General features: G+C 72.1%; 8 protein-coding genes and 2 pseudogenes. 4 read left to right on the top strand and 6 right to left on the bottom strand.

What is annotated here, in order from left to right; genetic code table 11:
* Positions 1 to 56 precede the first annotated feature (56 nt).
* The 4 genes and pseudogenes from ABKA17_RS08080 to ABKA17_RS08065 all read right to left on the bottom strand — a co-directional run bounded on the left by ABKA17_RS08080 (position 57) and on the right by ABKA17_RS08065 (position 5,156).
* Positions 57 to 1,258: pseudogene (locus ABKA17_RS08080) on the bottom strand (RNA-guided endonuclease InsQ/TnpB family protein).
* Between the two features lie 148 nt (positions 1,259 to 1,406).
* Entirely contained in the window at positions 1,407 to 2,483 is a 1,077-nt protein-coding gene (locus tag ABKA17_RS08075; protein WP_353691611.1) for a mechanosensitive ion channel family protein, read from the bottom strand.
* Positions 2,484 to 2,638: 155 nt separating this feature from the next.
* The gene (locus ABKA17_RS08070) at positions 2,639 to 4,156 is read right to left on the bottom strand and encodes an amino acid permease (protein ID WP_353691197.1); all 1,518 of its coding nucleotides are present in this window, start codon (positions 4,154 to 4,156) and stop codon (positions 2,639 to 2,641) included.
* A 25-nt stretch (positions 4,157 to 4,181) separates the two neighbouring features.
* Entirely contained in the window at positions 4,182 to 5,156 is a 975-nt protein-coding gene (locus ABKA17_RS08065) for a hypothetical protein (protein WP_353691196.1), read from the bottom strand.
* A gap of 257 nt (positions 5,157 to 5,413) precedes the next feature.
* Between ABKA17_RS08065 and ABKA17_RS08060 the strand changes: the two genes are divergently transcribed.
* The 3 genes and pseudogenes from ABKA17_RS08060 to ABKA17_RS08050 form a co-directional block, all read left to right on the top strand.
* A complete protein-coding gene (locus tag ABKA17_RS08060; RefSeq protein ID WP_353691195.1) occupies positions 5,414 to 6,853 on the top strand; it encodes an FGGY family carbohydrate kinase in 1,440 nt (479 codons plus the stop codon).
* Entirely contained in the window at positions 6,850 to 8,232 is a 1,383-nt protein-coding gene (locus tag ABKA17_RS08055; protein WP_353691194.1) for an FAD-dependent oxidoreductase, read from the top strand. Before ABKA17_RS08060 ends, ABKA17_RS08055 begins: the two co-directional genes overlap by 4 nt.
* Positions 8,229 to 9,206: pseudogene (locus ABKA17_RS08050) on the top strand (FAD-dependent oxidoreductase); the annotation flags it as partial. The gene ABKA17_RS08055 and the pseudogene ABKA17_RS08050, both read left to right, overlap by 4 nt.
* On the opposite strand, the gene ABKA17_RS08045 reads toward ABKA17_RS08050, so the two are convergent.
* The gene (locus ABKA17_RS08045) at positions 9,119 to 9,883 is read right to left on the bottom strand and encodes a crotonase/enoyl-CoA hydratase family protein (RefSeq protein WP_353691193.1); all 765 of its coding nucleotides are present in this window, start codon (positions 9,881 to 9,883) and stop codon (positions 9,119 to 9,121) included. The pseudogene ABKA17_RS08050 and the gene ABKA17_RS08045 sit on opposite strands and share 88 nt — an antisense overlap.
* A gap of 15 nt (positions 9,884 to 9,898) precedes the next feature.
* Positions 9,899 to 10,798 carry a lysylphosphatidylglycerol synthase transmembrane domain-containing protein gene (locus tag ABKA17_RS08040; RefSeq protein ID WP_502994187.1) on the bottom strand — a complete coding sequence of 300 codons (900 nt, stop codon included), beginning with the start codon at positions 10,796 to 10,798 and terminating at the stop codon, positions 9,899 to 9,901.
* Between the two features lie 215 nt (positions 10,799 to 11,013).
* On the opposite strand from ABKA17_RS08040, the gene ABKA17_RS08035 reads away from it, so the two are divergent.
* Positions 11,014 to 12,903 carry an ABC transporter ATP-binding protein gene (locus ABKA17_RS08035; RefSeq protein WP_353691610.1) on the top strand — a complete coding sequence of 630 codons (1,890 nt, stop codon included), beginning with the start codon at positions 11,014 to 11,016 and terminating at the stop codon, positions 12,901 to 12,903.
* Positions 12,904 to 12,918: the final 15 nt, after the last annotated feature.

The raw sequence follows: 12,918 nt of genomic DNA, 5'->3' as shown, positions 1-12,918 counted from the left end.
GTGAGATATCGCACCAGATTGACTGCTCTCCTTCCCGGAGGAAGAAGATTCCTGGCTCAGGCCGCCTCCTGGAGCAGCGCTCCAGGAGGTCCTACGCCCTCAGCACCGGCCGGGATCAGACCTGCCCGGACGAGCATCACGCGGGCGGAATTCTTGTCTCTGGGAGAGACGGCGCCGCACGTGGTGCAGGTGCAGGTACGTTCGGACAGCGGAAGTGCGTGCTTGGTTCTCGCTCCGCACGTTGCGCAGTCCATGGTGGTGTAGGCGGGGTGCACCAGGCGAACGTCTCGCTCGTGCTTGCGGCCCATTTCGATCAGGGCCTGCTTGGTGGCACCGATGGCGGCGTCAGCGGCCTTGCGGGCCATGCCGGACTTGGCCAGGAACTTCGGCTTGAAGTCCTCAACCGCGATGACGTCGTGGTCGCGCACTACGCGCTTTGCCCACTTGCGGGCCGTGTCCTGGCGTTGCCGTGCAATTCTCTGATGGGTCTTCGCCCGCCACCGCTTTGCCTCCCGGTAGCCCTCGGACTTGGCTTGCCCCTTCTCAGGCTTGCGGCGGGCCATCATCCGGTCGTACCGCGACAGCTTCCCCTTCGCTTTCCGACCGTGCTCGGCATGAGGGAGATCGTGGGCGTCGTCGGTTGTGGTTGCGGTCTCCTTCACACCCCAGTCGACACCGAGCGCTCGGCCGGTCGCTGTCAGCGGTTCGATCTGAGCTGGGACGACGAACGAGGCGTACCAGTGCCCGACGACATCCCGGTATACCCGCACCGAGGACGGTGCGGCAGGCAGCTCCCGTGACCACACGACCGTCAGCACAATCCCGCCCGCCACATGCAGACGACGGTTCTTGAGCCGGAAGCCGCGACGTGTGTAGTTCAGGGTCGGGTCGGTTTCGTGCTTCTTCTTGTGGCCCGGCATGCCAGCCCGCTGCTGGCCGGCAGCCTGTCCTTGATGTCCTGGAGAGCCTTTGCCCGGGATGTGCCGAAATCGCGGATGAGCTGCTGCTGCGGAACGCTCGATCCCTCGGCCAGCCACGGCGTGATGCCACGAGCCTCGGTCAGCAGCTTGTCCAGCCCGGCTGGGCCGCACTTCTGCCTGTCGAGGTGAGCCCTCTTCGAGCGGGCCACGCACTCGTTCCAGACCCACCGGCACCGGTCCCACTCCGCGAGGAGCGCCGCTTTGGCTGTCGACGACACGCGCAGCCGGTAGGTGTACCGGATGTGCACGCCCCGGTCAGCTGCTTGCGGTGTCGTCATGACGCCAAACCTAATGAGGGGATTCGCCTCGCCCTACGATTTTCTGAACGCTCATACGAACGAGTGAGGGACGGCTGTCCATGCCATGGCGCCCCATCTCCGTCAGGTCGCAATGCTTGACCGAAGGCTGCCTTGGTCAACGACGCCGTCAGTCGAGGCGGGCGGAGGTCACTTCGCTCGCCTCCTCTACACCCCGCTGCTGCGGGATCACCACGGCGCCCTGCTGGAGCGCCACCGTCCGGGTGGGCGCCGGGATGCGGATGCCCTCCTCGCGGTAGCGCCGGTGCAGCCGCTTGATGAACTCGTGCTTGATACGGAACTGGTCGCTGAACTCGCCGACGCCGAGGATGACGGTGAAACCGATCCGGGAGTCGCCGAAGGTGTGGAAGCGGACCAGCGGCTCGTGGTCGGGGACGGCACCGGTGATCTCGGTCATCACCTCGGCGACGACCTCGATGGTCACCCGCTCGACATGCTCCAGGTCGCTGTCGTAGGCGACGCCGACCTGGACCAGGATCGTCAACTGCTGCTCGGGACGCATGAAGTTGGTCATGTTCGACTTGGCGAGCTCCCCGTTGGGGATGACGACCAGGTTGTTGGAGAGCGCGCGCACGGTCGTCTGACGCCAGTTGATGTCCTCGACGTAGCCCTCCTCGCCGCTGCTCAGCCGGATGTAGTCACCGGGCTGGACGGTCTTGGAGGCGAGGATGTGGATGCCCGCGAAGAGGTTGGCGAGGGTGTCCTGGAGGGCGAGCGCGACCGCCAGACCGCCGACGCCCAGGGCGGTGAGCATGGGCGCTATGGAGACGCCCAGGGTCTGGAGCACCACCAGGAAACCGATCGCCAGGACCAGTACGCGGGTGATGTTGACGAAGATCGTGGCCGAGCCGGCGACGCCGGGGCGGGACTGGGTGACCGACCGCATCAGGCTCGCCACCAGCCGGGCCGCCGCCACCGTGACCACGAAGATCAGCAGCACGGTCAGGACCTGGTTGGTGGTGCGCTGGGTCGTCTTCGTCAGCGGCAGCGCCGCCGCGGCGACGGCGATGCCACCCGCGATGGCCGCCGCGGGCACCACGGTCCGCAGCGCGGCCACGATGACGTCGTCACCGCTCCATTTCGTGCGGTCGGCGTGCTTGCCCAGCCACTTGAGCAGGATCCGCAGAAGAAACGCGGCAACCAGGCCCGCGACCACGGCGATTCCGGGGACGACCAGGTCGTCCATGGTGAGATCCCGTTGAAATGCAGTCACATTGCCACCTGTTCGACATTGCTGGATGAGCGAGCGCGCCGCCGGTGAGGACGCGGCGGACGCGACCGCTCATCCTGCCGTATCCGGCACAGGAGTTCGTAGACGGCCTCGGGGGCGCGGGACGGCGCTCAGACGATCCCCTCGGCCAGTTCCGCCTGGTCACGGTCGGATCCGTAGGCCGCGGCGGTGGGCGTCCCGTACGAACGGCGGGCGACGTACCACCACACCGTGGCGAGGACGAGTACGACGGCCAGGGCGACGGAGGCGTAGTTCATCGTGTCGACCGTCACCGGCGACACCTGCGGCAGACAGAACAGCACGGTGACGAACGCCACCCACACGACCGCGATCCAGCCGATCGGCCTGCTCCACCGGCCCAGGCTCCAGGGACCCGGCTGGAAGCGGTCGCCCGCGCGCAGCCGCAGCAGTACGGGGATGGCGTACGCGGGGGTGATGCCGATGACGTTGATGGCGGTGACCGCCGCGTACGCGGTCGCCGAGTACAGGGACGGCAGGGCGAGGAGGCCGGCCACCACCACCGACAGCCACACGGCCGCGACCGGGGTCTGGGTGCGGCCGCTGACCTTGCGCCACAGGGCGGAACCGGGCAGCGCCCCGTCGCGGCTGAACGCGAACACCATGCGGCTGGCGGCGGCGACTTCGGCGTTGCCGCAGAACAGCTGGGCGACGATCACCACCACGAGCAGCGCGCTCGCGCCGTCGGTGCCGAGACCGTCCAGCAGGATCTGCGCGGGCGGCACCCCCGTGTCCGTGGCCCGGGTGGCGTCGTAGTCCTGGATGGCGAAGGTGAGGCCCGCGAGGAGGACGAAGCCGGCGATCCAGGACACCCAGATGGAGCGGACGATGCCCTTGGCGGCCGACACCGAGGCGTTGGAGGTCTCCTCGGACAGATGGGCCGAGGCGTCGTAGCCGGAGAAGGTGTACTGGGCGAGCAGCAGCCCGATCGCGGCCACGTACAGGGAACTCGACCAGCCGGTGTCGTTGACGAACTCGGTGAAGACGAAGGACGGGGACTGGTGGTGGTCGGGGACGATCGCCAGCGCGCCGACGATCAGGGCCACGCCCGCCAGGTGCCACCACACGCTGACGGAGTTCAGGACGCTGACCAGGCGCACGCCGAAGAGGTTCAGTACGGCGTGCAGCAGCAGGATCGTCAGGAAGATCAGGAAGGTCTTCTCCGGCGTCGGCTCGAAACCCCACTGGAGATTGGCGAACGCGCCCGCGAACAGCGCCGCGCCGTAGTCGATGCCGGCGATGGCGCCCAGCAGACCGAGCAGATTCAGCCAGCCCGTGTACCAGCCCCAGCGGCGGCCGCCGAGCCGGTCGGCCATGTAGTAGAGGGCGCCGGACGTCGGGTAGGCGCTGGTGACCTCGGCGAGCGCGAGGCCCACGCACAGCACGAACAGGCCGACGCCGGCCCAGCCCCACAGCATCACCGCGGGGCCGCCGGTGCCGAGACCGAAGCCGTACAGGGTCATACAGCCGGACAGGATCGAGATCACCGAGAAGCTGATGGCGAAGTTGCCGAAGCCGCCCATGCGGCGGGCGAGGACCGGCCGGTAGCCGAGCTCGCGCAGGCGCTGTTCCTCGTCGTGCGGGGGGCGGCCGTCGGTGGTGCGGGACATACGAACCTCCGGGACTGGTGACGGGTCACGCGGGATGGCAGCGGGCCCGGGCCTGGAGGAAGACCTCCACGGCCCGTGCGGTGTCGCCCTGATCGGTGCGGTACGCCCAGGGCAGGGGCGTCCAGTACGGGCCGAGCGCCTCGAACACCCGGGCCGCGTCGGAGAACTGGAGGGCGCCCCACAGGGCGTGGGCGAGATGGTTGAGGTCCAGCAGGGAGCGCTCGGCGGTGAAGGTCTGCTCGAACCAGGCGTACAGCGCGCGCTGGGCCTCGCGGGTGGCGTCCTCGGCCACCCAGTGCAGGTCGAGCGCGGCGTCGCGGCCGCCGGAGCGCCGGTAGCGCTCGACCCGGACGTACAGCGGCAGGACGTGCAGCGCGGAGCCCGGGGGAGCGGTGTCGGCGGCCCAGTGCGCGTAGCCGGCCGCCTCCGCGAGCCGCCCCGAGGTGCCGTGCTCGTAGAGGAACTGGAGCATCCGGTGGTGCGCCTCGCGGTTGTACGGGTCGCGCTTGTCGGCCTCGGCGAGCAGACCCCACGGGCCCGCCGGCAGCATCGGTCCGGGCGGCGGCACCCGGTGCTCGGCCCACCGCCGCTCCCGGTCCAGCCGGGCCAGCGCCAGCAGGCACACCCACGGGACGGGGTCCTGCGGGGCGGCCAGGGTCGCGGTGTGGCTCGCCCGCCAGGCCTCGCGCCACAGGTCGAGGGTGTGGGCGTGGCCCTCGCGGTGGGCCCGCAGCGCCCGTTCCACGGCGACCCTCGTGTGCATCACGGTGGCCGGGACGCTGTGGGGTTCCTCGTCGAGCCAGGCGCGCACCACGTCGGTGCCTGCGGCGGCGGTGGCGAGGACCTGGGTGCGCTGGGTCCACTGCCACCAGGCGGTGGTCTCCGTGAGGAGTCGGCGCATCGACATCCAGCGTCCGGTGCGCACCTCCTGGAGGGTGGCGCGCAGTGCGGTGTCGTGCCCCGCGGGGTCGTAGGCGGGTCGTGCTCCGTCTCTTGCCATCAGCACCCCGACCATGGCAGCGGGCGGGTTCTGACGGCGAGGTGGAGTAACAACAGCCCTCCTCTGGGCGGCGGTCGAGGTGCTCGAGTCGGTCGCGGCGGAAACTATAGAGGCGGAGGTTCCGCCTCTTCCCCGGATTCCCGATCTTTTCGAACTCCTTTGCGGTGGAAGCGGGTTGACTGACAGTCAGCCCTGCTTGACGTGGCGTGGCGGGCGACGGCAGGCTGTCGCACTGTGATCGCCGAGGGAGGGGCTCGATGACAGGTCCGGTGCTCGCCGTCGACCAGGGCACATCCGGCACCAAGGCCCTCGTCGTCTGCCCCGAACGCGGTGTCGTCGGCGCCGGCTTCGCCGAGGTGCGCCCACGCCATCTGCCCGGCGGCCTGGTCGAGGTCGACCCCGAGGAGCTGTACGCCTCGGTCGTCGAGGCCGGCCGGCGCGCCCTGGCCGAGGCGCGCGAGCCCGTCGTGGCGCTGGGCCTGGCCAACCAGGGCGAGACCGTGCTCGGCTGGGACCCCGACACCGGCCGCCCGCTCACCGAGGCCCTCGTCTGGCAGGACCGTCGCGCGGAGTCCGTGTGCGAGGAACTCGCCCCATACGCCGATGAGTTGCGCGAGCTGACCGGGCTTCCCCTCGATCCGTACTTCGCCGCGCCCAAGATGGCCTGGCTGCGCTGCCACCGCACCCGTGAGGGCGTCGTCACCACCACCGACGCCTGGCTCGTGCACCGGCTCACCGGCGCCTTCGTCACCGACGCGGCGACCGCCGGCCGTACCCAGCTCCTCGACCTCGACCGCGCCTGCTGGTCGCCGCGCGCCCTGGACCTGTACGGACTCGCCGACGAACGGCTCCCGAAGGTCGTCGACAACGCCCGACACATCGGCATGACCAAGGAGTTCGGGCCGGAGATACCGCTCACCGGCCTCGCCGTGGACCAGCAGGCCGCCCTGCTCGCCCAGCGTGTCACCGCGCCCGGCGGCGCCAAGTGCACCTACGGCACCGGCGCGTTCCTCCTGGCCCACACCGGAGACATTCCCGCCCGTGGCACCTCGGGGCTGGTGAGCTGCGTCGCCTGGCGGCTCGCCGGACAGACCGCCTACTGCCTCGACGGGCAGGTGTACACCGCCGCGTCCGCCGTGCGCTGGCTCACCGACCTCGGCGTCATCGAGGGCGCCGCCGACCTCGACACCGTGGGCGCGACCGTGCCCGACAGCGGTGGCGTCACCTTCGTCCCCGCGCTGGCCGGGCTCGCCGCCCCCTGGTGGCGCGGCGATCTGCGCGGCTCGCTCACCGGCCTCGGCCTCGACACCGGCGCCGGCCACCTGGTGCGGGCCCTGTGCGAGGGCATCGCCGCCCAGGTCGCAGAACTCGCCGACGCGGCCGGCACCGATCTCGGGGCGCTCCTGACGACGCTCCGCGTGGACGGCGGCCTGAGCCGTTCCACCCTCCTCATGCAGACCCAGGCCGACCTGCTGCAACGCCCCGTCGAGGTGTCCGCGCTGCCCGACGCGACCGCGCTCGGCGTCGCCGCCCTCGCCCGGCTGGGCGCCCAGCCCGGATCGTCGCTCGCCGACGCGCTGCCCGACTGGAAACCCTCCGCCGTGTACGAACCCCGGATCACCGCCGACCGGGCCGCCGAGCGTCGCGCCGCCTTCCGCGCCGAGGTCGCGGCCCTGCTGGACCGGACCCCCGCATGACGGTCACCACACACGGACCGCTGCCGACGACGCCGTACGACGTGGCGATCGTCGGCGCCGGAGTCGTCGGCTGCGCGATCGCCCGCGAACTCGCCCGGTACCCGAGCCTGCGGATCGCCCTCGTCGAGGCACAGGACGACGTGGGTCAGGGCACCTCGAAGGCCAACACCGCGATCCTGCACACCGGGTTCGACGCGGTCCCGGGCTCGCTGGAGGCACGGCTGGTCCGCGAGGGGTACCACCGACTCCACGCCTACGCGGCCGAGTCGGGCATCCCCGTCGAACCGGTCGGCGCCCTGCTCGTCGCCTGGGACGAGGAACAGCTCGCCGCGCTGCCCAGGCTCGCGGAGAAGGCCGAGCGGAACCGGTACGAGGAGACGCGGCTGCTCGACAGCGCCGAACTGTACGAGCGCGAGCCGCACTTGGGCCCCGGCGCGCTGGGCGCCCTCCACGTCCCTGGCGAGAGCGTCATCTGCCCCTGGACGACGACACTGGCGTACGCCACGCAGGCGGTCCGGCACGGAGTCGACCTGCACCTCAACTGCCGTGTGCGGGACGGCCTCTCCGACACGACCCGGGGTGCTCTCCACGCCCGCTGGGTCGTCAACGCGGCCGGTCTGCACGCCGACACCCTCGACCGGCAGCGCGGCCACGACGACTTCACCGTCACCCCGCGCCGCGGCCAGCTCCTCGTCTTCGACAAGTTCGCCCGGTCACTGATCCGGCACATCCTCCTGCCCGTCCCGACGGCGCTCGGCAAGGGAGTCCTGGTGGCCCCCACCGTCTACGGCAACGTCCTGCTCGGCCCCACCGCCGAGGACGTCCACGACAAACGGGCCACCCAGTCCTCCGCCGAAGGCCTGTCCCTGCTGCGGGAGAAGGGCCGCCGCATCCTGCCCGAGCTGCTCGACGAGGAGGTCACCGCCGTCTACGCCGGGCTGCGCGCCGCCACCGAGCACGAGGACTACCGCATCCGCGTCCACCCGGAGCAGTCGTACGTCACCGTGGGCGGCATCCGCTCGACGGGGCTCACGGCCTCGCTCGCCATCGCGGAGTACGTCACCGAACAACTGGCGGACAGTGGGCTGGAGTTGGGGCCCGACCATGATCTGGAGCCCGTCCGTATGCCCAACCTCGGCGAGGCCTTCCCCCGCCCCTACCAGCGCCCCGAACTCATTGCCGCCGACCCGGAGTACGGCACCCTCGTCTGCCACTGCGAACGCGTCTCCCGAGGAGAGATCCGCGACGCCCTCGCCGGCGTCGTCCCGCCGGGCAACCTCGACGGGCTGCGCCGCCGCACCCGGGCCCGCGCGGGGCGCTGCCAGGGGTTCTACTGCGGGGCGGCGGTCCGGGAGCTGTTCGAGGAGGCCCGCCGATGACCCGCGAGGTCGACGTGCTCGTGGTCGGCGCCGGTCCCGCGGGGCTCGCGGCCGCCGCCCGGCTGGCCGCCGGGGGGCTCGGCCGGGTCGAGGTGCTGGACCGGGAGCAGCGGGCCGGGGGAGTGCCACGGCACTGCGCGCACGGCGGGTTCGGCACCTGGCTGCGCCCGTTGACGGGCCCCGCCTACGCGCGGCTGCTCGCCGACGCCGCCGCACGGACCGGAGCGGTCGTACGGACCGGGGTGAGTGCCCTCGACTGGGCCGGCCCCCTCGCGCTCGCCACCGTCGGCCCGGACGGCCCGGAGACCGTCGGGGCGCGCGCGGTGATCCTGGCCACCGGCGCCCGCGAACGCCCGCGCTCCGCACGCCTGGTGCCCGGGACCCGGCCGGCCGGCGTCTACACCACCGGGGAGCTCCAGCAGGCGGTGCACCTGTACCGGCAGCCCATCGGCACCCGGGCGGTGATCGTCGGAGCGGAGGGTGTCTCGTACGCGGCCGCCGACACCGTACGGGCCGCCGGAGCCGACGTCGTGGCCATGGTCACCGAGTCGGAGCGGCCCGAGGTCACATGGGCCCGCGCCCAGGACGTCCGACTGCGTCTGCGCGTCCCCCTGCTCACCGGGGCCGCCGTCGCCGAACTCCTCGGCCACGGACGGCTGTCCGGTGTCCGCGTCCGGCACCGGGACGGCCGCAGGGCCGTGCTGGCCTGCGACACCGTCGTCTTCACCGGCGACTTCGTGCCCGAGCACGAGCTGGCGCGGCGCGGGGGGCTGACCCTGGCCCCCGAGACCTCGCGCGCCGGGGTGTTCGCCGCGGGAGGGCTGCTCCACCCCGGGCAGAGCGCGGGCGAGGCCGCCCGTGCCGGGGTGCGGGTGGCCGGCGCCGTTCAGAGGCTCTTGAACGACCCGTGCCGGCCCGCTCCCGACGCGAACCGGGCGGCTCCCTCCAGGCTCTCCGCCAACACGCCCATGCCGTAGCGGAGTTCACCACGCAGCGCGGCCTCCTCGGACAGGCCCTCCTGGTCCAGCACCGACGCCCGGTCGGAGCGCAGACACGCCTGCGGGAACTCCGCGACGGCGGCGGCCAGTTCCTCGGCGACGGCGCGCGAGGTGCCGGTGGGCACGACACGGTTGGCCAGGCCCATCTCGTGCGCCTCCGAGGCCGGTACCGGCCGGCCCGTCAGGATCATGTCCAGCGCCCGGCCGGTGCCGATCAGCCGGGGCAGCCGTACCGTGCCGCCGTCGATCAGCGGCACACCCCAGCGGCGGCAGAACACCCCGAACACGGCGTCCTCCTCGGCGACCCGCAGATCGCACCAGAGCGCCAGCTCCAGACCGCCCGCCACCGCGTGCCCGGCGACCGCCGCGATCACCGGCTTGGACAGCCGCATCCGCGTCGGACCCATCGGGCCGTCCCCCTCCTCGGCGACCTCGTTGCCGCGCCCGGTGCCCAGCGCCTTGAGGTCGGCGCCCGCGCAGAACGTGCCGCCCTCGCCCCACAGCACCGCCACCCGGGCCGAGTCGTCCGCCTCGAACTCACGGAAGGCGGCGGCGAGTCCGGCGGCGGTCGGGCCGTCGACCGCGTTGCGTACGTCCGGGCGGGACAGGATCACGGTGCTGACAGGGCCGTTGCGTTCGGTCCGGACGGACATCGGGGGCTCCTTCGGTCAGATGACCTTCATTCGTACCAGGGCCCCGAGCGTCAACGCCCCGGGAACCAGCGGAAGCCACACGGTGATGATCCGGTACGCCAGCACCACGGCCGTGGCGATCGCCGCCGGACCGCCCGCCGCCACCAGGGCCACCACCAGCGCCGCCTCCACCGAGCCGATCCCGCCCGGCGTGGGCACCAGCGCGACCGCCACCGTCGCCGCGAGATACGCCACCGCCATGTGCAGCGGCGGCACCGGCAGCCCCAACGCCTGCCCCACCGCGGCCAGTCCGGCCGCCTGGAGGGCTGGGAAGGCGAACGAACCGCCCCACAGGGCGAACGCCCGGGCGGGCCTGGCGTGCACCTCGCGCGCCTCGCCCAGCGCGGTGCGCAGGAACGACGTCACGGTCGCCCGCACCCGCGGCACGAACACGAGCACGCCCGCCGCAACCAGCAGCACCACACCGAGGGCGGGCAGCAGCGCGCCGATCGCGCCCTCGGGAAGGAGGGCGCCCAGACTCAGCGCGTCGGGGAACGCGATCAGCAGCGCGGCCAGCAGAGCCAGCCGGCCGATCGACTCGGCCAGCAGATACAGCGCGAGCGCGGCCGAGGAGCGGGCCAGCGGCAGCCCGCACACCGTCATGAACCGCAGGTTGACCGCGCTCGCGCCCAGCCCGGTCGGCAGCAGGTGGTTGGCGGCGCCGGCCGCGAACTGGGTGGCCAGCAGCCGCCGTTTGGGCAGTTCCTGCACGACCGCGCCCTGTCGGGTGCAGGCGGCCGCGACCCAGGTCAGACAGGTCGCGCAGACCGCGACCAGCAGCCAGGGCCACTCGGCGGTCTCCAGATGGCCGAAGCCCTCGGACAGGACCGAGCGGTGCTGCACGGCGACGACCGTGACCAGCACGAGCGGGAGCAGACACAGGACCTGGCGGATCCTGCGGGCGGGGACGCGACGGGGGCTCACGTCCTCAGAGGGTTTCCGTACCGCGCCAACTGCGGGTTGCGGGAGGGCGGCCGGAGCATTGCGTACGGTCATCGGATCCTTCGAGCGGGGGCGGGACGACCGGGGAACGCCGTCCGGGGGATGTTGACCTCAAGAACGCTTGAGGTTCTAAGTTCGCTCCCATGAGCATGGAAACCACAGCCTGGACACAGTTGCAGAGCGTGATGCACGCCGAGCGCGACACCCGCCCCTTCGCCCGTGCGACGCTGCGCCGCATCGGCACGTTCGCCCGACCGCACCGCACCCGCATCGCGCGGTTCGTGGTGCTCGGCGTTGCGACCGCGCTGCTCGCCGTCGCCACCCCGGTCCTCGCCGGGCACGTCGTGGACGCGATCGTGACGGGCGACGACGAGGGCACCGTCGTACGCCTCGCCCTGCTCATCGCGCTCATCGCGGTGGTCGAGGCGGGCCTCGGCATCCTCGGCCGCCGGCTGTCGGCGACCCTCGGCGAGGGGCTCATCCTCGATCTGAGGACGGCTGTGTTCGATCATGTGCAGCGCATGCCGGTCGCGTTCTTCACACGCACACGTACGGGAGCGCTGGTCTCCCGACTCAACAACGACGTCATCGGGGCACAGCGAGCGTTCAGCAACACACTCTCCGGAGTCGTCAGCAACCTCGTCACCCTGCTGCTCACCCTCGCCGTCATGCTCACCCTGTCCTGGCAGATCACCCTCCTCGCGCTCGCCCTGCTCCCGGTGTTCGTGATCCCGGCCCGCCGCATGGGCACCCGGATGGCCCGGATGCAGCGGGAGGCGGCGGCGCTGAACGCGTCGATGGGCACCCGGATGACCGAGCGCTTCTCGGCGCCCGGCGCCACCCTGGTCAAGCTGTTCGGCCGCCCGGAGCAGGAGTCCGAGGAGTTCGCGGCCCGCGCCCGACGGGTGGCCGAGATCGGCGTCCGCACCGCCACCGCCCAGTCGGTGTTCATCACCGCCCTCACCCTGGTCTCCGCCCTGGCGCTGGCACTCGTCTACGGCCTCGGCGGCTGGTTCGCCCTGCGCGGCACCCTGGAGCCCGGCGCGGTCGTCTCCCTCGCCCTGCTCCTGACCCGGCTGTACGCCCCGCTCACCTCCCTGGCCGGAGCCCGCGTCGAGGTGATGAGCGCCCTGGTCAGCTTCGAGCGGGTCTTCGAGGTGCTCGACCTCAGGCCGCTGATCGAGGAGAAGCCGGACGCTCTCGACGCCCCCGACGGGCCGGTCGCGGTCGAGTTCGAGGACGTCCGCTTCGGCTATCCGTCCGCCGACAAGGTCTCCCTGGCCTCCCTGGAGGAGGTCGCGTCCCTGGACACCCGGGGCGGCGACGAGGTCCTCAAGGGCATCTCCTTCCGCGCCGAACCGGGCCAGACCATCGCGCTGGTCGGCTCCTCCGGCGCCGGCAAGTCGACCATCGCCGCACTGCTCCCGCGCCTGTACGACGTCGAGGAGGGCGCCGTCCGCGTCGGCGGCACCGACGTCCGTGACCTGACCGCCCGCTCGCTGCGCGCCACCCTCGGCATGGTCACCCAGGACGGCCACCTCTTCCACGACACGGTCCGCGCCAACCTGCTCCTCGCCCGCCCCGAGGCCACCGAGGAGGAACTGCGGGACGCCCTGCGCCGGGCCCGACTCGACGCCCTCGTGGACTCCCTCCCCGACGGCCTCGACACCGTGGTCGGCGAGCGCGGCTACCGGCTCTCCGGCGGCGAACGCCAGCGCATGACCATCGCCCGGCTGCTGCTGGCCCGCCAGCGCGTGGTCATCCTCGACGAGGCCACCGCCCACCTCGACAACACCTCGGAGGCGGCGGTCCAGGAGGCGCTGACCGAGGCACTGGAAGGACGGACCGCGATCGTCATCGCCCACCGTCTGTCCACGGTCCGGGCGGCCGACCAGATCCTGGTGGTCGAGGCCGGGCAGATCGTCGAACGGGGTACGCACGAGGAGCTGTTGGCGACCGCCGGACGCTACGCCGAGCTGTACCGGACCCAGTTCGAGGAGCGCGGCGGTGAGATCCCGGAGATCGAGGCCGCGGCGTAGAGCAGTCGCACGGAA

The sequence above is a fragment of the Streptomyces sp. RG80 genome (assembly GCF_040446465.1).
Classification (GTDB): Bacteria; Actinomycetota; Actinomycetes; order Streptomycetales; family Streptomycetaceae; genus Streptomyces.
Note: the sequence above shows the minus strand (reverse complement) of the source record. Positions and strands in the feature narration are given on the sequence as shown.

Excerpts from the sequence above, each read along its gene's own strand:
- ABKA17_RS08075 (WP_353691611.1), bottom strand. The coding sequence starts at position 2,483 with ATGGACGACCTGGTCGTCCCCGGAATCGCCGTGGTCGCGGGCCTGGTT.
- ABKA17_RS08035 (WP_353691610.1), top strand. The coding sequence starts at position 11,014 with ATGGAAACCACAGCCTGGACACAGTTGCAGAGCGTGATGCACGCCGAG.
- ABKA17_RS08060 (WP_353691195.1), top strand. The coding sequence starts at position 5,414 with ATGACAGGTCCGGTGCTCGCCGTCGACCAGGGCACATCCGGCACCAAG.
- ABKA17_RS08045 (WP_353691193.1), bottom strand. The coding sequence starts at position 9,883 with ATGTCCGTCCGGACCGAACGCAACGGCCCTGTCAGCACCGTGATCCTG.
- ABKA17_RS08065 (WP_353691196.1), bottom strand. The coding sequence starts at position 5,156 with ATGGCAAGAGACGGAGCACGACCCGCCTACGACCCCGCGGGGCACGAC.
- ABKA17_RS08055 (WP_353691194.1), top strand. The coding sequence starts at position 6,850 with ATGACGGTCACCACACACGGACCGCTGCCGACGACGCCGTACGACGTG.
- ABKA17_RS08070 (WP_353691197.1), bottom strand. The coding sequence starts at position 4,156 with ATGTCCCGCACCACCGACGGCCGCCCCCCGCACGACGAGGAACAGCGC.